15 protein-coding genes, 2 tRNA genes and 1 pseudogene are annotated in these 18,475 nt (G+C 67.8%); 12 read left to right on the top strand and 6 right to left on the bottom strand.

Annotation, left to right across the window (positions count from 1 at the left end; translation table 11 throughout):
* Positions 1-48: 48 nt before the first annotated feature.
* The 5 genes from Tther_RS00090 to Tther_RS00070 form a co-directional block, all read right to left on the bottom strand.
* Positions 49-2,733: a [protein-PII] uridylyltransferase gene (locus Tther_RS00090; protein ID WP_143899610.1), complete on the bottom strand. Its 2,685-nt coding sequence runs from the start codon at positions 2,731-2,733 to the stop codon at positions 49-51.
* A gap of 37 nt (positions 2,734-2,770) precedes the next feature.
* Positions 2,771-3,601 (bottom strand): type I methionyl aminopeptidase, encoded by an 831-nt coding sequence (gene map, locus Tther_RS00085; RefSeq protein WP_143899608.1) that lies wholly within the window; start codon positions 3,599-3,601, stop codon positions 2,771-2,773.
* Positions 3,602-3,624: 23 nt separating this feature from the next.
* A tRNA-Arg gene (locus Tther_RS00080) sits at positions 3,625-3,701 on the bottom strand.
* Between the two features lie 19 nt (positions 3,702-3,720).
* Positions 3,721-3,797, bottom strand: a tRNA-Pro gene (locus Tther_RS00075).
* Between the two features lie 47 nt (positions 3,798-3,844).
* Positions 3,845-4,546, bottom strand: a complete 702-nt coding sequence (locus tag Tther_RS00070; RefSeq protein ID WP_143899606.1) for a glutathione binding-like protein — start codon at positions 4,544-4,546, stop codon at positions 3,845-3,847.
* A gap of 198 nt (positions 4,547-4,744) precedes the next feature.
* Here Tther_RS00070 and rimP point away from each other — a divergent pair, with 198 nt between their 5' ends.
* Genes rimP through Tther_RS00030 form a run of 8 tightly spaced genes read left to right on the top strand, consistent with a single transcriptional unit; the run spans position 4,745 to position 14,931 of the window.
* Positions 4,745-5,326 carry a ribosome maturation factor RimP gene (gene rimP, locus Tther_RS00065; RefSeq protein ID WP_143899604.1) on the top strand — a complete coding sequence of 194 codons (582 nt, stop codon included), beginning with the start codon at positions 4,745-4,747 and terminating at the stop codon, positions 5,324-5,326.
* Between the two features lie 35 nt (positions 5,327-5,361).
* Complete coding sequence (nusA, locus tag Tther_RS00060; protein WP_143899602.1) at positions 5,362-6,864, top strand: transcription termination factor NusA; 1,503 nt, start codon at positions 5,362-5,364, stop codon at positions 6,862-6,864.
* Positions 6,865-6,892: 28 nt separating this feature from the next.
* Positions 6,893-9,763, top strand: a complete 2,871-nt coding sequence (gene infB, locus Tther_RS00055; RefSeq protein ID WP_143899600.1) for a translation initiation factor IF-2 — start codon at positions 6,893-6,895, stop codon at positions 9,761-9,763.
* Between the two features lie 9 nt (positions 9,764-9,772).
* The gene (rbfA, locus tag Tther_RS00050) at positions 9,773-10,147 is read left to right on the top strand and encodes a 30S ribosome-binding factor RbfA (protein WP_143899598.1); all 375 of its coding nucleotides are present in this window, start codon (positions 9,773-9,775) and stop codon (positions 10,145-10,147) included.
* Complete coding sequence (truB, locus tag Tther_RS00045; protein ID WP_143899596.1) at positions 10,144-11,103, top strand: tRNA pseudouridine(55) synthase TruB; 960 nt, start codon at positions 10,144-10,146, stop codon at positions 11,101-11,103. Before rbfA ends, truB begins: the two co-directional genes overlap by 4 nt.
* Positions 11,100-12,929: a translational GTPase TypA gene (typA, locus tag Tther_RS00040; RefSeq protein WP_143899594.1), complete on the top strand. Its 1,830-nt coding sequence runs from the start codon at positions 11,100-11,102 to the stop codon at positions 12,927-12,929. Before truB ends, typA begins: the two co-directional genes overlap by 4 nt.
* Positions 12,926-13,789, top strand: coding sequence for a DMT family transporter (locus tag Tther_RS00035; protein WP_143899592.1), 864 nt, complete (start codon positions 12,926-12,928; stop codon positions 13,787-13,789). The genes typA and Tther_RS00035 overlap by 4 nt, the downstream gene beginning before the upstream one ends.
* An 11-nt stretch (positions 13,790-13,800) precedes the next feature.
* A complete protein-coding gene (locus tag Tther_RS00030; protein WP_143899590.1) occupies positions 13,801-14,931 on the top strand; it encodes an enoyl-CoA hydratase/isomerase family protein in 1,131 nt (376 codons plus the stop codon).
* A 92-nt stretch (positions 14,932-15,023) separates the two neighbouring features.
* On the opposite strand, the gene smpB is transcribed toward Tther_RS00030, so the two are convergent.
* Complete coding sequence (gene smpB, locus Tther_RS00025; RefSeq protein ID WP_143899588.1) at positions 15,024-15,506, bottom strand: SsrA-binding protein SmpB; 483 nt, start codon at positions 15,504-15,506, stop codon at positions 15,024-15,026.
* Between the two features lie 33 nt (positions 15,507-15,539).
* Between smpB and Tther_RS00020 the strand changes: the two genes are divergently transcribed.
* From Tther_RS00020 to Tther_RS13335, 4 genes and pseudogenes are all read left to right on the top strand, one after another.
* A complete protein-coding gene (locus Tther_RS00020; RefSeq protein ID WP_143899586.1) occupies positions 15,540-15,989 on the top strand; it encodes a type II toxin-antitoxin system RatA family toxin in 450 nt (149 codons plus the stop codon).
* Positions 15,979-16,314: an RnfH family protein gene (locus Tther_RS00015; protein ID WP_143899584.1), complete on the top strand. Its 336-nt coding sequence runs from the start codon at positions 15,979-15,981 to the stop codon at positions 16,312-16,314. Before Tther_RS00020 ends, Tther_RS00015 begins: the two co-directional genes overlap by 11 nt.
* 64 nt (positions 16,315-16,378) lie before the next feature.
* The gene (gene guaB, locus Tther_RS00010) at positions 16,379-17,851 is read left to right on the top strand and encodes an IMP dehydrogenase (RefSeq protein ID WP_143899582.1); all 1,473 of its coding nucleotides are present in this window, start codon (positions 16,379-16,381) and stop codon (positions 17,849-17,851) included.
* A gap of 410 nt (positions 17,852-18,261) precedes the next feature.
* A pseudogene (locus Tther_RS13335) lies at positions 18,262-18,475 on the top strand (group II intron reverse transcriptase/maturase); the annotation flags it as partial.

Raw genomic sequence — 18,475 nt, 5'->3', positions numbered from 1 at the left:
TCCATGGGGTTGCCACCCGCGGCCATCCGCCGCGTAGCGGCCATCCCACTATACGCCGTTGTGCGGGGTGTCGTCCAGAACCGCCAGCAAATCCTGCGTCAGCTGTGCCTGCTCGCGTGCCACGTGCAGGGTGGGGCCGGTGATGAGGAAGGTGTCTTCGACCCGCTCGCCCAGGGTGGTGACCTTGGCCAACTGCAGCTGCACCTGGTGGCGGGCGAAGACCGCGGCAATGCGGTAGAGCAGCCCCCGGCGGTCGCTGGCCGAGAGGCTGAGCAGCCACCGCTGACCGCGTTCATCCGGCTGCAGCTGCACGCGCGGGACGACCGGAAAGCTGCGCACGCGGCGCGAGACGCGCCCGCTGCCCGGCGGTGGCAGCGGCGCGGCCGAATCGAGGGCGGGGGGCAGGCCGCTTTCGACCAGGCCGACCAGTTCGCGGTGGTGCTCGGTCGGCGTTTCGGTGGCCACCTGGAAGGTGTCGAGCGCGTGGCCATCCGCGGTGGTGTGAATCTTGGCGTCGAGGATGGAAAACCCCGAACGGTCGAAGAAGCCGCAGATGCGCGCAAACAGGTCGGAGCGGTCCGGCGTGTAGACCAGCACCTGCAACCCCTCGCCTGCTGGCGAGGGGCGGGCACGCACCAGCGTGACCGGCGCATCCGGGGCGGCCTGGGCCAGCGCGCGCGACAGGTGGCGGGTGTGCCAGGCGATTTCATCGGCGCTGTGCCGCATGAAATAGCCCACGTCCAAGCGCGACCACAGCGCCTGGTGGGCCTGATGGGGCAGGGCGTGCAGCGCCAGCAGCGCCAGCGCTTCGCGCTTGCGCGCTTCCACCTCGGCGTGCGGGTCGGGCGCGCTGCCGCCGAGCACGCGCGCGGTGGCGCGGTAGAGGTCCTCGAGCAGCTTGGCTTTCCAACCGTTCCAGACCTTGGGGCTGGTGCCCCGGATGTCGGCCACGGTCAGCAGGTACAAGCCGGTCAGGCGCCGCTCATCGCGCACCCGTTCGGCAAACGCCTGGATCACCGCCGGGTCGCTGAGGTCTTGCTTTTGCGCGACCTGGCTCATGGTGAGGTGTTGCTCGACCAGAAAGTGAATCAGCGCCGCATCCTCGCGGGCGATGCCGTGCTGACGGGCAAAGGTCAGCACGTCGCGCGCGCCCAGCAGCGAATGGTCGCCCCCGCGCCCCTTGCCGATGTCGTGAAACAGCGCCGCCACGTACAGCACCCAGGGTTTGTCCCAGCCGGCCGCCAGCTGCGAACAAAACGGGTACTCATGCGCATGCTCGGGCATGAAGAAGCGGCGCATGTTGCGCAGCACCATCAGGATGTGCTGATCCACCGTGTAGACGTGGAACAGGTCGTGCTGCATTTGGCCCACCGCATTGCGAAACGGCCACAGGTAGCGCCCGAGCACGGACGTTTGGTTCATGAGCCGAAAGGCGTGCGTGATGCCCTGCGGCTGTTGCAGGATTTGCAAGAAGGTGCGGCGGTTGACCGGATCGCGCCGAAAGGCGGCGTTCATGACCGGCCGGGCGTTGTAGAGTGCGCGCAGCGTGCGCGCCGACAGGCCCTTGATGCCGGGGACTTGTTGGTAGAGCAAAAAGGTTTCGAGGATGGCTTGGGGGTGCCGCCAGTACAGGTCGTCGTGGGCCACCTCCAGCAAGCCGCCTTTGTCCCCAAAGCGCGCGTTGATCGGCCGGGGCGGGTCGAGGCGGTGTGCGTCGCCTTCGAGCCGCTCCTGAATGTTGAGCAGCAGCACCTGGTTGAGCTGGGTGACGGCCTTGGCGGCCCAGTAGTAGCGGCGCATGAGCCGCTCACTGGCCATGCGCGCGCGCCGCGCCGAGTGTTCGCGGCCGTTGCCCGCCGGCGCTGGCGCCTCGATGCCAAACGCGGCTGCCAGCGGCGTTTGCAGATCGAACACCAACCGGTCTTCACGCCGCCGCGCCAGCACGTGCAAGCGCGCGCGAATCAGGCTCAGCAGCGCCTCGTTGCTCTTGAGCTGCCGCACCTCGTGCGCGGTGGCCAGCCCGCGCTGCGCCAGTTCGTCCCAGGTGTGGCCCAGACCGGCGGCCTTGGCGACCCACAGAATCACCTGCAGGTCGCGCAAGCCCCCGGGCGACTCCTTGCAGTTGGGCTCGAGCGCGTACGGGGTGTTTTCGTAGCGCTGGTGGCGCTGCTGCATCTCGAACTGCTTGGCGCGGCAAAAGGCCAGCGGGTCGATTTGGTCCGCCAGCGCCTGCCCCAGGACAACGAAGCGGTGGCGGTCACCGGCGAGCCAGCGGCTCTCGAGCAAAGCGGTTTGCACCGAAATGTCGGCACCGGCCTCCCGCAGGCACTCGGCCACCGTGCGCACGCTCGAGCCCAGCTCCAGCCCGACGTCCCAGCAGTGCCCGATGAAGCGCTCCACCGCCTGTCGCAGTCCTGCGTCGGCCTCGGGCTTGGCGTCATCGGGCAACAGGACGAGCACGTCGATGTCGGAAAACGGAAACAGCTCGCCGCGGCCGTAGCCCCCCACCGCCACCAGCGTGAGCGACGCTGGCAGGCCAGCGCGACGCCACAGCGTTCTGAGGGTGCGGTCGGTCAGCCGGCTCAGGCGCCGCAGCAAGGGGGCAACGCTGCGGGCACGGCCGCTGAGCCCGGCGATGGCTTGCAGCAGGGCCTGTTTGTCGTCGCGGTAGCGCTGCCGCAGCGCGGCGATGTCGTCAGACTGGGGAATGGGGGTTGGGGCTGGCACACGCATGGCACCGCCACTTGCAAGAACCGTGCCGTCCCGCCGATCAGGCCGGCGTCGGCGGGGCGGCGGGCGCTGCGGCGACGAATGCAGGCGGTGCCGGTGTGCCGGCCGAGCAGGTCAGCACCTCGTAGCCGTCGTCGGTGCACAGCACGGTGTGCTCCCACTGCGCGGACAGCGAGCGGTCTTTGGTGACGATGGTCCAACCGTCGCCCAGCTCGCGGATGTCGCGCCGGCCCTGGTTGATCATGGGCTCGATGGTGAAGGTCATGCCCGGCCGCAGCTCCATGCCCGTGCCGGGTCGTCCATAGTGCAAAACCTGCGGGTCCTCGTGGAAGCGCCGGCCAATGCCATGGCCGCAAAACTCACGCACGACGCTGTAGCCGGCACCCTCGGCGTAGGTCTGAATGGCGTGGCCGATGTCGCCCAAGCGCACGCCGGGGCGCACCAGCTGGATGCCTTTCCACATCGCTTCGTACGTGATTTGGCACAGCCGGCGTGCGTGCGGCGGCACGTCTCCCACCAAAAACATGCGGCTGGTGTCGCCGTGCCAGCCGTCCTTGATCACGGTGACGTCGATGTTGACGATGTCGCCTTTTTTGAGCGGTTTGTCGTTGGGGATGCCATGACACACCACGTGGTTGACCGAGGTGCAAATGCTTTTGGGGTAGGGCGTGTAGCCGTTGGGTGCGTAGTTGAGCGGGGCCGGCACCGCGCCTTGCACCTGCACGATGTAGTCGTGCGCCAGGCGGTCGAGCTCGTTGGTGGTGACGCCGGGGCGGACAAACGGCGTCAGGTAGTCCAGCACCTCGGCCGCCAGCCGGCCGGCGATGCGCATGCCTTCGATGCCTGCGGCGTCCTTGATGGTGACGGTCATGTCGTGAATGGTGTGCGTGTGGCTGGCCCGTCCGGAGGGGCTCGAACCCCCGACCCACGGCTTAGAAGGCCGTTGCTCTATCCAGCTGAGCTACGGACGGCAGGGGTTGTGTGTAAGGGTGGTCGGAGCGAAAGGATTCGAACCTTCGACCCTCTGCTCCCAAAGCAGATGCGCTACCAGACTGCGCTACGCTCCGACGTCCGACAGCCGCATTGTACCGGCTTGCCCGCCGGCCTGCCGGCGTTACCCCTGGGCGCGACCGTCGTTGCCAAACAGCACCGCCCGCGCGCGGTCGTCCAGGGGCTTGCGCGCATCGGCCAGCACCTGCAGCCCGCGCTGGACGGCAGGGCGCGCGGCAATGCGCTCGAACCACGCCTGCACCGCTGGGTAGTCGGACAGGTTCACCCCCTGGTTCTGCCACGACCGCACCCAGGGGAACGTGGCCACGTCGGCGACGCTGTAGCTGCGCCCGCCCAGCCAGGGGCTGGCTTGCAGGCGGCGCTCCATCACGCCGTAGAGGCGCTGCGCCTCGCGTGTGTAGCGTTCGATGGCGTAGTCGATCTTCTGGGGCGCATAGAGCCGAAAATGGTGCGCCTGCCCCAGCATCGGCCCCACCCCGCCCATCTGGAACATCAGCCACTGCAGCACCTCCCAGCGCTGGCGCTCACCCCGGGGCAACAGTTTGCCGGTTTTGCTGGCCAGGTACAGCAGGATCGCCCCCGATTCGAACATCGCGATCGGCTTGCCATCGGGGCCGTCGGGGTCGACGATGGCGGGGATTTTGTTGTTGGGGCTGATGCGCAAAAACGCCGGGCTGAACTGGTCGCCCTTGCCGATGTCGATAGGGTGCACGCGCCAGTCCCGCCCCAGACGCAGGCCGCACTCCTCCAGCGCGATGTGAACTTTGTGTCCATTGGGCGTGGGCCAGGTATAAACGTCGATCATGGCGGGTGTGGCAAGACGTGGGTGGGATGCGCATTCTCACCCAAAGTGCTAGAATAGACCAGTCACGACCGAATGGGCGGGTGCATACCGGCCCATTTTTTTTGGTCGAACGCGTTGGGGGCGTGCACGGGGCCGGGCGGCCGCGTGCCGCGGTGGGCGCGGTGGCAAGCAGGTGACGCAGGGGCGACGAAAGGACACATGGGCTGGCAGCAAGCGGTAGAGCAGACGGTGGTCGGGCTCGGGTATGAGTTGGTGGATCTGGAGCGGTCCGCCGGTGGTTTGCTGCGCGTGACCATCGATTGGCCCTGGGAGCCGGGGCTGCCGCAAGAGCGCTTCATCACCGTGGAGGACTGCGAGCGCGTCACCCGGCAGCTCCAGTACGTGCTGGAGGTCGAGGGCGTGGACTACAAGCGGCTGGAAGTCGGCTCGCCCGGCATCGACCGGCCGCTGCGCCATGCGCGCGACTACCAGCGCTTCGTGGGCGAGGTGGTGGACCTGACGCTGCGCGCGCCTATCGGCGCGGCCGGGCAGGGGGCCGTGGCGCCGTCGCGCAAGAAGTTTCGTGGCGTGTTGCGCCAGGGCGATGCGCCCGGCACCTGGCGGCTGGAGTGGGTCGAGGACGCGCCCGCCCAGCCGCAGCGCGGCGCGCCGCGCCGGCGGGCTGAGCCGCAGGTGGTGCAGGTGCTGGGTTTTACGCTCGACGAGGTGCGCGAGGCGCGTCTGGCCCCGATCGTGGATTTCAAGGGGCGTCGCCCGCGCGACGCCGCCGACAACGCATAAAAGAGTACGCAGGCAGTGAAAGGCAGGCCAAAGCAATGAACCGCGAAATGTTGATGTTGATCGATGCCATCTCGCGCGAGAAGAACGTGGAGCCGCGCGTCGTGTTGGGCGCGGTGGAATCGGCCCTCGCGTCGGCGACCAAAAAGTTGCTTGGCGGCGAGGTGGACGTGCGCGTGTCGATCGACCCGGATACCGGTGCCTACGAAACCTTCCAGCGCTGGAAGGTGGTGCCCGATGAGGCCGGCCTGCAAAACCCGGATGCCGAGGAGCTGTACTCCGACGCGGTCGAGGACCACCCGGGCATACAGGTCGGCGACTACATCGAAAAACGCATCGAGAGCGTGCCCATTGGCCGCATCGGCGCCATGGCGGCCAAGCAGGTCATCCTGCAAAAAATCCGCGACGCCGAGCGCGAAATGCTGCTCAACGACTTTCTGTCGCGTGGCGACAAGATTTTCGTGGGCACCGTCAAGCGGCTGGACAAGGGCGATGTGATCGTCGAAAGCGGTCGCGTCGAAGGGCGGCTCAAGCGTAGCGAGATGATCCCGAAGGAAAACTTCCGCTCGGGCGATCGTGTGCGCGCGCTCATCATCGAGGTCGATCCCACCCTGCGGGGTGCGCCGATTTTGCTCTCGCGCGCCGCGCCGGCTTTCATGATCGAGCTGTTTCGCCAAGAGGTCCCGGAGATCGAGCAGGGGCTGCTGGAGATCAAGGCATGCGCGCGCGATCCCGGCAGCCGCGCCAAGATCGCGGTGCTCTCGCACGACCGCCGCATCGACCCCATCGGCACCTGTGTGGGCGTGCGCGGCTCGCGCGTCAATGCCGTCACCAACGAGCTCTCGGGCGAGCGGGTGGACATCGTGCTGTGGAGCGACGACCCGGCGCAGTTTGTCATTGGCGCGCTGGCCCCGGCCAACGTGCAGTCCATCGTCGTCGACGAAGAACGGCACGCCATGGACGTGGTCGTCGATGAGGAAAACCTCGCCATCGCCATCGGCCGCGGTGGCCAAAACGTGCGGCTGGCCTCCGAGCTGACGGGCTGGAAGATCAACATCATGACGGCCGAGGAGTCGGCGGCCAAGCAGGCGCAGGAGCGCCAGGCGCTGCGCGAGCTGTTCATGAGCAAGCTCGACGTCGACGAGGAAATCGCCGACATCCTGATCGAGGAGGGCTTTACCAGCCTCGAGGAAGTGGCCTATGTGCCGCTGCAGGAAATGCTCGACATCGAGGCCTTCGACGAGGACACCGTCAACGAACTGCGCGCGCGTGCCAAGGACGCGCTGCTGACGCTGGAAATCGCCAAGGAAGAAAGCGTCGAAGAGGTCTCGCAGGATCTGCGCGAGCTCGACGGTTTGACCACCGACCTGATCGCCAAGCTCGCCGAAGCCGGCGTGCACACGCTCGACGATCTGGCCGATTTGGCCGTCGACGAATTGATGGAAATCACGGGACAAAGCCGCGAAGAAGCGACGGCCCTGATCATGAAGGCGCGCGAACACTGGTTCGCTGACGACGCATCGTCACCCGCGCGTTCGTGAGCAGCCCTGCCGAGGAGAAGGACACCGTATGTCGAGTAACACTGTCGCCGAATTTGCCGCTGAATTGAACAAACCCGTCTCCCTGCTGCTGGAGCAGCTGGCCGCCGCCGGCGTGCACAAGCGGGGGGGCGCCGATCCTGTCACCGAAGGGGACAAGCAGGCCCTGCTCGCGTACCTCAAGGCAGCGCATGGCCACGCGGGGCAAGAGCGGCGCAAGATCACGCTGACCAAGCGCTCGACGACGGAAATCAAACAGGCCGACGCCACCGGGCGTGCGCGCACTATCCAGGTGGAGGTGCGAAAGAAGCGCACGTTCGTCAAACGCGACGATGAAGGCGTGGCGGCCCCGGCGGTGGCGGCGCAGGAAGAGGCCGAGGAAGCGGCGCGTGCTGCGGAGCTGGCGCGGCGCGAGGAAGAAGCGCGCCTGCAAGCCGAGCGGCTGCGCCAAGAAGAGGAGGCGCTGGCGCGCAAACGCCGCGAACGCGAGGAAGCCGAAGCGCGCGCCGCCGAAGAAGCGCGCCTGGCGCGCGAGGCGGCCGCGCGCGAGCGCGCCGAGCGCGAAGCCGCAGCAGCCCGCCAGGCCGATGCCCAAGCGGCCCAGCCGGCTACCGACACGCCGGCTGCGCAGACGCCCGCCAACGAAACACCCACCACCCCGTCAGCGCCGGCGGCTGATGAAGCCGCCCAGCGCCGGGCCGAAGAGCAAGCACGGCTGGCTGCCGAGCGCGCCGCCGAGGAAGCGCGCGCCCGCGAGCTGGAAGAGCGCCGCCGCAAGGCACTGGCGGAAGCGGAAGCGATTCGCGCCATGATGGCACAGCCGCGCAAGGTGCTCGTGGCCAAAAAGCCGGAGGAGCCCAAGCCCGCCGCCGAAGCCAAGCCGGCCATCAAGGGCACGCTGCACAAACCGGCGGGCACCCCTGCGCGCAGCGCGGGCGGCGCTGCGCCCACGGCCAAGAAGGAAGTCAAGTCCGAGGCGCTGTCGTCGTCGTGGAAGGACGAGGCGGGCAAGAAAAAAGAGCTCAAGACCCGTGGTGACGCCGCGGGGGCGCGGGGCGCTGGCGGCTGGCGTGCTGGCCCCAAGGGCAAACCGGGCCGCTCGGACCGGGACGATCGCGCATCGGCCGCACCGGCGGTGGAGCAGCGCGCGCTCGAGGTGCATGTGCCCGAGACCATCACCGTGGCCGAGCTTGCGCACAAGATGGCGGTCAAAGCCTCGGAAGTCATCAAGGTGCTGATGAAACTGGGCCAGATGGTCACCATCAACCAGTCGCTGGACCAGGACACGGCCATGATCGTCGTCGAGGAGTTGGGCCACAAGGCGGTGGCGGCGGCCCTGGACGACCCCGAGGCGTTTTCGGAAGACGAAGCGGTGCTCTACCAGGGCGAGCCCGTGCCGCGCCCGCCCGTGGTCACCGTCATGGGCCACGTGGACCACGGCAAGACCTCGCTGCTCGACTACATCCGTCGCGCCAAGGTGGCCGCGGGCGAGGCGGGCGGCATCACCCAGCACATCGGCGCCTACCACGTGGAGACGCCGCGCGGTGTCGTCACGTTCCTGGACACACCGGGTCACGAGGCCTTCACCGCGATGCGTGCCCGCGGCGCGCAGGCCACCGACATCGTCATCCTGGTGGTGGCGGCGGACGACGGCGTCATGCCGCAAACGCGCGAAGCCATCAAGCACGCCAAGGCGGCCGGGGTGCCGATCGTGGTGGCGCTGACCAAAATCGACAAGCCCGACGCCAACCCCGAGAAAGTCAAGCAGGAGCTGGTCGCCGAAGAAGTGGTGCCCGAGGAGTACGGTGGCGACTCGCCGTTCATTGGCGTGTCGTCCAAGACCGGTCAAGGCATCGACGAGCTGCTGGAAAACGTGCTGCTGCAAGCCGAGGTGCTGGAGCTCAAGGCGCCGGTCGACGCCAAGGCCAAGGGCCTGGTGATCGAGGCACGGCTGGACAAGGGGCGCGGTCCGGTGGCCACCGCCCTGGTGCAGTCGGGCACGCTGCGCGTCGGGGATGTGGTGCTGGCGGGCCAGACCTACGGCCGCGTGCGCGCCATGCTCGACGAAAACGGCCGTCCGGTCAAGGAGGCCGGTCCCTCCATTCCGGTGGAAATCCAGGGCTTGGCCGAGGTGCCGCTGGCGGGCGATGAGTTCATGGTCATGGCCGACGAGCGCCGTGCGCGCGAAATCGCCACCTACCGCGCCGGCAAGTACCGCAGCACCAAGCTGGCCAAGCAGCAGGCGGCCAAGCTGGAAAACATGTTTGCCGAGATGACGGCGGGCGAGGTCAAGACCCTGCCCATCATCATCAAGGCCGACGTGCAGGGCTCGCAGGAGGCGCTCTCGGCCGCGCTGCTCAAGCTCTCCACCGACGAAGTGCGCGTGCAGCTCGTCTATGCGGGCGTGGGCGGCATCAGCGAGTCCGACGTCAACCTGGCAATCGCCTCCAAGGCGATCATCATCGGCTTCAACGTGCGCGCCGACGCCAACGCGCGCAAAGCGGCCGAGGCGGCCGACGTCGAGATCCGCTACTACAACATCATCTACGACGCGGTCGACGACCTCAAAGCCGCGATGGCCGGTCTGCTCTCGCCGGAAAAGCGCGAGGAAGTCATCGGCATGGCCGAAATCCGCAGCGTGTTCGTGGCGTCCAAGATTGGTACCGTGGCCGGCTGCATGGTCACGCAGGGTTACGTCACGCGCAGCGCGCATTTCCGCCTCATCCGCGACAACGTGGTCGTCTACACGGGCGAGCTCGAATCGCTCAAGCGCTTCAAGGACGACGTGCGCGAGGTCAAGGAAGGCTTCGAGTGCGGCATCAAGCTCAAGAACTACAGCGACATCAAGGAAGGCGATATGCTGGAGTTCTTCGAGATCAAGGAAGTCGCGCGCACGCTGTAAGGAGTGGCCATGGCGCCCAAAAAAGGCCCCAACCGCGGCTTGAAAGTGGCCGACCAAATCCAGCGCGACCTCAGCGAGCTGATCCCGCGCGAGCTCAAGGACCCGCGCGTGGGGATGGTCACCATCCAGGCCGTGGAGGTCACGCCCGACTACGCGCACGCCAGGGTGTACTTCAGCGTGCTGGTGGGCGATCCCCAGCAAACGGAAGAAGCGCTCAACCAAGGCGCGGGCTTTTTGCGCAATGCGCTGTTCAAGCGGCTGCACATCCACACCGTGCCGACGCTGCACTTCATCTACGACCGCTCGATCGAGCGCGCCGCTGACATGAACGCGCTGATCGCCAAAGCCATCGCCTCGCGCGGCAAGGACGAGGACGCGACATGACGGCCGAGCCCCGTGCACGGGTGCCGCGGCGCCCCGTGCATGGGGTGCTGCTGTTGGACAAGCCCGTGGGCCTGTCGGCGCAGGCGGCGGTGTCCAAGGTCAAGTGGCTGCTGGCCGCCGAAAAGGCTGGGCATACCGGCACGCTCGACCCGCTGGCCAGCGGCCTGCTGCCGGTCTGCTTGGGCGCGGCCACCAAATTTGCCCAACTGCAGCTCGACGCCGACAAAGCCTACGACGCCACGCTGCGCCTAGGCGTGCGCACGACCACCGGCGATGCCGAGGGCGAGGTCGTCGCCACCGCCGCCGTGGACCCCGACGCGCTGTGCCCGCAGCGGCTGGCGGCGCTGGCGCAGCGCTTTACCGGCGTGATCGAGCAGATCCCACCCATGCACAGCGCCCTCAAAAAAGAGGGCAGGGCGCTCTACGAGTACGCACGCGCCGGCGTGGTGGTCGAGCGCGCACCGCGCCAGGTGACCATCCACGCGTTGACGCTGGCGCCCGTGGCGGACGACCCCACCGCGCTGCGGTTGCAGGTGCGCTGCAGCAAGGGCACCTACGTGCGCACCCTGGCCGAGGACATCGGTGCGGCGCTGGGCTGCGGGGCGCATTTGACCGCGCTGCGGCGCACGGACACCGGCGGACTGTCGCTGGCGCAGGCCATCACGCTGGAGGGGTTGCAAGCCCTGTCGCCCGCGCAGCGGCTGCGCGTACTGCTGCCACCCGAGGCGCTGTTGCCAGGTGTGCCGCAGGTGCAGCTCGACGAGCGCGAGGCGGGCCGCTTTTTGAGTGGGCTGCGCCGACGCGGACCGTGGCCGCCCGCGCCACTGGTGGCCGTCTTTGCGCAGCGCCCGCGGGCGCTGTTGGGCACGGCGCGCTGCGTGAGGGGCGAGCTGATCCCCCTGCGGCTGCTGGCACCGACCGAAATTTCCCAATATCTCCAACAAACGGCATCATGACCCGAGCCATCCGCAACATCGCCATCATCGCCCACGTCGACCACGGCAAAACCACCCTGGTGGATCAGTTGCTGCGCCAATCCGGCACCTTCCGCGAAAATCAGGCGGTCGGCGAGCGGGTGATGGACAGCAACGACCTCGAGCGCGAGCGCGGCATCACCATCCTGGCCAAGAACTGCGCGGTGCGCTGGCAGGGCACCCACATCAACATCGTCGACACGCCGGGACACGCCGACTTTGGCGGCGAGGTCGAGCGCGCGCTGTCGATGGTCGACGGCGTGCTGCTGCTCATCGACGCCCAGGAGGGGCCGATGCCACAGACGCGCTTTGTGACCAAGAAGGCGCTGGCGTTGGGCCTCAAGCCCATCGTCGTCGTCAACAAGGTGGACAAGCCCGGCGCACGGCCCGACTACGTCATCAACGCCGCCTTCGACCTGTTTGACAAGCTGGGCGCCACCGACGAGCAGCTGGATTTTCCGGTGGTCTACGCCTCGGGCCTCAACGGCTGGGCGTCGCTGACCGAGGGGGAGCCGGGCCAGGCCTGGGGCACCGACATGGCGCCGCTGTTCGAGACCATCCTGCGCCACGTGCCCGCGCACCAGGGCGACGCAAGCGCGCCGCTGCAGCTGCAAATATCCTCGTTGGACTACTCGTCCTATGTCGGTCGCATCGGCGTAGGCCGCATCAACGCCGGCACCCTCCGCCCCGGCATGGAGGTGTTGGTGTGCGAAGGGGCCGAGGGCCCGCGCCGCAAAGGTCGCATCAACCAGGTCCTGACCTTCCAGGGCCTGGAGCGCGTGCTGGCCGACAGCGCCGGCCCCGGTGACATCGTGCTCATCAACGGCATCGAAGACATCGGCATCGGCGTGACCGTGTGCGATCCGCTGCAGCCGCAGCCGCTGCCCATGCTCAAGGTGGACGAGCCGACGCTGACGATGAATTTTTGCGTCAACACCTCGCCGTTGGCGGGGCGTGAGGGCAAGTTCGTCACCAGCCGCCAGATTTGGGACCGGCTGCAGCGCGAGCTGCAAAGCAACGTCGCGTTACGCGTGCGCGAGACGGCGGAAGACGGTGTCTTCGAGGTCAGCGGCCGTGGCGAGCTGCACCTGACGATCCTGCTGGAAAACATGCGCCGTGAGGGCTACGAGCTGGCGGTGTCCAAGCCGCGCGTGGTGTGGCAGGAGATCGACGGCGTGCGCCACGAGCCCATCGAGCTGCTCACCGTCGATGTCGAAGAGCAACACCAGGGCGCGGTGATGCAGGCGCTGGGCGAGCGCAAGGGCGAGCTCGTCAACATGGAGCCCGACGGCCGCGGTCGGGTGCGCCTGGAGTACCGCATCCCCGCGCGCGGGCTGATCGGTTTTCAGACCGAATTTCTCAACCTCACGCGCGGCACCGGGCTGATGTCCAACATCTTTGACGGCTATGAGCCGTACAAGGGCGAAATCGCCAGCCGCAAAAATGGCGTGCTCATCAGCCAGGATGATGGCGAGATCGTCGCCTACGCGCTGGGCAAGCTCGACGATCGCGGCCGCATGTTCGTCAAACCCGGCGATCCGGTGTACGAGGGGATGATCGTGGGCATCCACAGCCGCGACAACGACCTCGTCGTCAACCCGGTGCGCACCAAGCAGCTGACCAACTTCCGCGCCAGCGGCAAGGACGAAGCGATCAAGCTCACGCCCCCGATCGAGCTGACGCTGGAATTCGCGGTCGAGTTCATCGAGGACGATGAGCTGGTGGAAATCACGCCCAAGAGCATCCGGTTGCGCAAGCGCCACCTCAAAGAGCACGAGCGCAAACGCGCTGCCCGGGAAGGCGCATGACGCTGCGCCACGGGCAGGCCGTCGCCCTCATGGTGGTGGTGACGCTGTTGTGGGCGACGGCGGGCGTCGTCACCCGGCAGCTCGAGCAGGCGCAGGCGTTTGAAATCACCTTTTGGCGCAGCGCGTTTACCGCGTTGTCGCTGGCGCTGATCCTGCCCGCGTGGCAAGGCTGGGGCGTGTGGCGGCGCATCGCCAGCGTTGGGCGCACGCTGTGGGTCTCGGGCGTGTGCTGGGCGGTCATGTTCACGGCGTTCATGGTTGCGCTGGCGCTGACCAGCGTGGCCAATGTGCTGATCACGCTGGCCGCCGGCCCGTTGTTGACCGCCTTGGTTTCGCGCCTGTTCTTTGGACAGCGGCTGGCACGGTCGACGTGGGGTGCCATTGGGGTGGCAGGGGCGGGCATCGCCTGGATGTTTGCGCGCCAGCTGGGGGAGGGCGGCTGGCTGGGCAGCCTGGTGGCGCTGGGCGCGCCGTTGGGCGGTGCCTTCAATTGGAACCTGGTGCAGCGCAGCCAGCGGCAGGGCCGCGGCGTGGACTTGGTGCCGGCGGTGTTGATCGGCGCGTTGCTGTCCGCCGCCCTAACCCTGCCCCTGGCGTGGCCGCTGCGCGCGAGCGCACACGACGTGGCCTGGTTGGCCGGGCTGGGCCTGTGGCAACTGGCCGTGCCGTGTGTGTTGGCCGTCGTGTGCGCGCGCGCGTTGCCGCCCGCGGAGGTGTCGCTGCTGGCGTTGCTGGAAGTCCTGTTTGGCATCGTGCTGGCCTGGCTCGGCGCCGGTGAGGTGCCCACGCCAGCCGTCTGGCAAGGCGGCGCCCTCGTGCTGGGGGCATTGCTGACCCATCTGTGGTTGACCTATCGGTAGGAGACACATCCATGACCTCACCCTGGAGCGATTTCGTCCGCATCGAACGCACGCCCAATGGCGTTGGGCGCATCACGCTGGAGCGGCCCAAGGCCCTCAATGCGCTGGACCTGGGCATGGTGCGCGCGCTCACCGAGGCGTTGCGGGCCTGGCGTGACGACCCCACCGTGGTGGCGGTGGCGGTGCGCGGCATGGGCAAGGACGGGCCCTTCGGCGCGTTTTGCGCCGGCGGCGACATCCGCTTCTTCCACCAGGCGGCGCTGGCGGGCGATGCGCGTCTGGAGGACTTTTTTACCGAGGAATACGCCCTCAACCACCTCATCTACACCTACCCCAAACCGTACCTCGCGTTCATGGACGGGGTGGTGATGGGCGGCGGCATGGGCATCAGCCAGGGCGGGCGTTGCCGCATCGTCACCGAGCGCACCAAGATGGCCATGCCCGAGACCAACATCGGGCTCTTCCCCGACGTGGGCGGGGGTCACTTCCTGGCCCGCTGCCCAGGGCACGTGGGTGAATACCTGGGCTTGACGGGCACCGTGATCGGCGCGCACGCGGCGCTGTCGTGGGGACTGGCCGACGTGGCCGCGCCATCTGCCGATCTGCCGCGCGCCTGGGAGGCGCTGGGTACGCTGAGCGCGAACAGCCCCGCCGCGTTCGAGGCGGCGTGGGCTGAATGGACACGCCGCGCCGGCTGGCAGCACGCGCAGGCGCGCACGGTGGCCCCGTTGGCGCCGGAGCTCGACGCGGCCTTTGCGGCCGACACCGTGCCTGCCATCGTGGCCGCGCTGGACCGCGCCGGCACCGAAGCTGCCACGCAAACCCTGGCGCTGCTGCACCAGCGCAGCCCGTTGATGCTGCACGTCGTGCTGGCGCAAATCCGGCGCGCGCGCGGCATGGCGCTGGCCGACGTGCTGCGCATGGAGCGCGACCTGGTGCGGCACTGCTTTCACCCGCACCATCTGGGGCGCACCCCGGCGCAGAGCGAAACCGTCGAAGGCATACGCGCGCTGGCGGTGGACAAAGACCACGCCCCGCGCTGGAACCCCGCACGCATCGACGACGTGACCACGGCCATGGTCGAGCCGTTTTTTGCCAGCCCGTGGCCGGCGCACGCCCATCCGCTGCGCGATTTGCGTTGATGGTGCGCTGACACGCGGGGCGGCGACGCATGCCGGCGCCTGCCCGGGCCGCACACACGCCCGCCCGGCGATACAGGGCAGGGGCGGGTGGTTCAGCGCAGGCGCTGCTTCATGGCGCGCTCGACCTCGCGTTTGCCCTCGCGCTCCTTGATGGTGTCGCGTTTGTCGTGCTGCGCCTTGCCGCGCGCCAGGGCGATGTCGCACTTGACGCGGCCGTTTTTCCAGTGCAGGTTGAGCGGCACCAGCGTGTAGCCTTTTTGCTCCACCTTGCCGATCAGACGCCGGATCTCGGCCTTGTGCATGAGCAGCTTGCGCGTGCGGTCGGCATCGGCGCGGATGTGCGTGGACGTGCTGCGCAGCGGGTGGATCAGACAGCCGATCAGAAACAGCTCGCCCTCGCGCACGACGACGTAGCCTTCGGTGATTTGCACCTTGCCCTCACGGATGGCTTTGACCTCCCACCCTTGCAGCACGACACCGGCCTCGTAGCGTTCCTCGATGTGGTAGTTGAAGAACGCTTTTTTGTTCTCGGCGATTCGGCTGTCGGCGGGGGTTTTGGACGTGTTGGACGACATGGGACCTACAATCGGGGCAGGGCCGACGATTGTATGAAACCGAAAACCGTCCGCAAGTCCGTGCTCGTCTGGCACAGCCCGCACGAGATGTTCGAGCTCGTCAGCGACGTGCAACGTTACCCGGAGTTCCTGCCCTGGTGCGCCTCCGGCCAGGTGCTCGAGCGCACCGCCGACGGCATGGTGGCCTCGATCGGCATGGCCTTTGGCGGTGTGCGCAAAAGCTTTACCACGCGCAACGTCCACGAGCCCGACCGCCGTATCCACCTGCAACTGGTCGAGGGGCCGTTTTCCCAGCTCGAAGGCGATTGGACTTTCACCCCCGTGGGCGGCGACGCGCAGCGTGCCTGCCGCATCGACTTCACGATGACCTACGGCTTTTCCAGCAGCGTGCTGGCCGCGCTGGTGGGCCCGGTGTTCGACCGCATCGCCGACACGCTGGTGGATGCCTTTGTCAAACGCGCCGATCAGGTGTATGGGGGATGACGTGCGGGTGACCGTGGTCTGGGCGAGCGCGCCGCGCACCGTGCACGAGGTGGTGTTGGAGCTGCCCGACGGGGCGACCGTGGCGCAGGCGATGGCGCGCACCGGCTGGGTGGTCGGCCCTGTGGACGACCCCCATGCAGACGTGGCGGCGAGCATCTGGGGGCGGCGCGCGTCGCCCACCACCGCGCTGCGCGACGGGGATCGGCTGGAGCTCACGCGCCCGCTGCGCGTCGATCCCAAAGTCGCACGGCGCCAGCGGTTTGCGCGGCAGGGCGCGCGGGCGGCGGGTCTGTTTGCGCGGCGGCCCGGTGGCCGATCGCCGTAAACGCACGCTGCCGCAGCGCTCCCATGGGAGCGGGCGCGTACAATAGTGTTTTTGGAGCTCCCCCATGCGCCTGCTCGGAAAAGCCCTGACGTTCGACGACGTTCTGCTCGTTCCTGCGTACTCTCAAGTCCTGCCCAAGGACACATCGCTGGCCACGCGCCTGACGCGCGACATCACCCTCAACCTGCCACTGGTGTCCGCCGCCATGGACACCGTCACCGAGGCGCGGCTGGCCATTGCCATCGCGCAAGAGGGTGGCATCGGCATCATCCACAAAAACCTCTCGGTGCAGGAGCAGGCGGCGCACGTGGCCAAGGTCAAGCGCTACGAGTCCGGGGTGCTGCGCGACCCCGTGGTCATCGCCCCCGACACCACGGTGCGGCAGGTGGTCAAGCTCTCGGATGAGCTGGGCGTCTCGGGCTTTCCGGTGGTCGAGCACGGCCGGGTGGTGGGCATCGTCACCGGCCGCGACCTGCGTTTTGAAACGCGCATGGACGCGCCGGTGCGCGAAATCATGACCCCGCGCGAGCGCCTGGTCACGGTGCCCGAAGGCACCACGCCCGAGGCGGCCAAGGCGCTGCTCAACAAGCACAAGCTCGAGCGCTTGCTGGTCGTCAACGACGCCTTCGAACTCAAGGGCCTGATCACGGTCAAGGACATCACCAAGCAGCTCAACTTCCCCAATGCCGCGCGCGACGAAAACGGCCGCCTGCGCGTCGGCGCCGCCGTGGGCGTCGGCCCCGGCACCGAGGAACGCGTGGAAGCCCTGGTCAAAGCCGGGGTCGATGCCATCGTGGTTGACACCGCGCACGGCCACAGCCAAGGCGTGCTGGATCGGGTGCGCTGGGTCAAACAGCACTACCCGCAGGTGCAGGTCATCGGCGGCAACATCGCCACAGGCGAGGCCGCGCGGGCGTTGGTCGAGGCGGGCGCCGATGCGGTCAAGGTCGGTATCGGGCCGGGCTCGATTTGCACCACGCGCATCGTCGCCGGGGTGGGCGTGCCGCAGATCACCGCCATCGACAACGTGGCCACGGCATTGCGCGGCACCGGTGTGCCGCTGATCGCCGACGGCGGCATCCGCTACAGCGGCGACATCGCCAAGGCGCTGGCGGCCGGCGCGCACACGGTGATGATGGGGGGCATGTTCGCCGGCACCGAGGAGGCCCCCGGCGAAGTCATCCTCTACCAGGGGCGCAGCTACAAGAGCTACCGCGGCATGGGCTCGATCGGCGCCATGAAAGCCGGTAGCGCCGACCGCTACTTCCAGGAAAACGACGAGGCTGCCAACCCCAACGCCGACAAGCTGGTGCCCGAGGGCATCGAGGGCCGCGTGCCCTACAAGGGGTCGGTGGTGGCCATCATCTTCCAGATGGCGGGGGGCATCCGCGCAGCCCTGGGCTACTGCGGCTGCGCCACCATTGACGAACTGCACGAGCGCGCGGCCTTCGTGCAGATCACCGCAGCGGGCATCCGCGAAAGCCACGTGCACGACGTGCAAATCACCAAGGAAGCGCCCAACTACCGGCTCGACTGATCCCGCCCGCCACCTGGGGCCGCCGCATCGGCGGCCCTTTGCATGTGCGCCCGGCACGGGCGCACTCTTGGAGGTGAAAGTCCTCCCGTAAGTTGATCACAGCGAACGAAGCGAAGCGCAACTGCAAGAGGGTGACCGATTGTGGGGAGGAAGCGTGGAGCGAAGCTGCGAGCCGATGGACAAGAACCGGATAGAAGGCGCTGCGGAGCAGGGCGAGCGGGCATGAATTCGCGAAGCTCTTGTGATCAAGGCGAAGTGGCGTAAATCCGGCGGTTGTGCAGCGAAGGAGTGCGTTCTTACCCGGGGAGATCTCGCCTTATGCCTGAAAGGGCGACGGCCTGTGCCGGAGCGAGAAGTCAGCAGAGGCCATAGTAGCTGCCAGTTTGGGGCGAAGGGCCGAACGAGGAGAAGTGTTCGAGACCATGTCGATGTTGGAAGCAAGGCGTCAGAAGTCTGCGCAAGCAGAGCGGGCGGGCATAGCGCACGGTGAAGCTGGGCGTGATCCTGTCAGCGACGAAGCGTCCAGCCCGCGACAGGACACCGAGAACACAGGGCTGGGACTGCTGCAAGCTGTCCTGGCGAGAGAGAACCTGCGGCAAGCGTGGAAACGAGTCAAAGCCAACA

The sequence above is a fragment of the Tepidimonas thermarum genome (genome assembly GCF_007556705.1).
Taxonomy (GTDB): Bacteria; Pseudomonadota; Gammaproteobacteria; order Burkholderiales; family Burkholderiaceae_C; genus Tepidimonas; species Tepidimonas thermarum.
Note: the sequence above shows the minus strand (reverse complement) of the source record. Positions and strands in the feature narration are given on the sequence as shown.

Bases quoted from the DNA above. Each gene is read 5' to 3' on its own strand.
- infB (WP_143899600.1), top strand. From the start codon at position 6,893: ATGTCGAGTAACACTGTCGCCGAATTTGCCGCTGAATTGAACAAACCC.
- nusA (WP_143899602.1), top strand. From the start codon at position 5,362: ATGAACCGCGAAATGTTGATGTTGATCGATGCCATCTCGCGCGAGAAG.
- rimP (WP_143899604.1), top strand. From the start codon at position 4,745: ATGGGCTGGCAGCAAGCGGTAGAGCAGACGGTGGTCGGGCTCGGGTAT.
- Tther_RS00030 (WP_143899590.1), top strand. From the start codon at position 13,801: ATGACCTCACCCTGGAGCGATTTCGTCCGCATCGAACGCACGCCCAAT.
- typA (WP_143899594.1), top strand. From the start codon at position 11,100: ATGACCCGAGCCATCCGCAACATCGCCATCATCGCCCACGTCGACCAC.
- smpB (WP_143899588.1), bottom strand. From the start codon at position 15,506: ATGTCGTCCAACACGTCCAAAACCCCCGCCGACAGCCGAATCGCCGAG.
- guaB (WP_143899582.1), top strand. From the start codon at position 16,379: ATGCGCCTGCTCGGAAAAGCCCTGACGTTCGACGACGTTCTGCTCGTT.
- Tther_RS00070 (WP_143899606.1), bottom strand. From the start codon at position 4,546: ATGATCGACGTTTATACCTGGCCCACGCCCAATGGACACAAAGTTCAC.
- rbfA (WP_143899598.1), top strand. From the start codon at position 9,773: ATGGCGCCCAAAAAAGGCCCCAACCGCGGCTTGAAAGTGGCCGACCAA.
- truB (WP_143899596.1), top strand. From the start codon at position 10,144: ATGACGGCCGAGCCCCGTGCACGGGTGCCGCGGCGCCCCGTGCATGGG.
- Tther_RS00020 (WP_143899586.1), top strand. From the start codon at position 15,540: ATGAAACCGAAAACCGTCCGCAAGTCCGTGCTCGTCTGGCACAGCCCG.
- Tther_RS00090 (WP_143899610.1), bottom strand. From the start codon at position 2,733: ATGCGTGTGCCAGCCCCAACCCCCATTCCCCAGTCTGACGACATCGCC.
- Tther_RS00015 (WP_143899584.1), top strand. From the start codon at position 15,979: ATGGGGGATGACGTGCGGGTGACCGTGGTCTGGGCGAGCGCGCCGCGC.
- Tther_RS00035 (WP_143899592.1), top strand. From the start codon at position 12,926: ATGACGCTGCGCCACGGGCAGGCCGTCGCCCTCATGGTGGTGGTGACG.
- map (WP_143899608.1), bottom strand. From the start codon at position 3,601: ATGACCGTCACCATCAAGGACGCCGCAGGCATCGAAGGCATGCGCATC.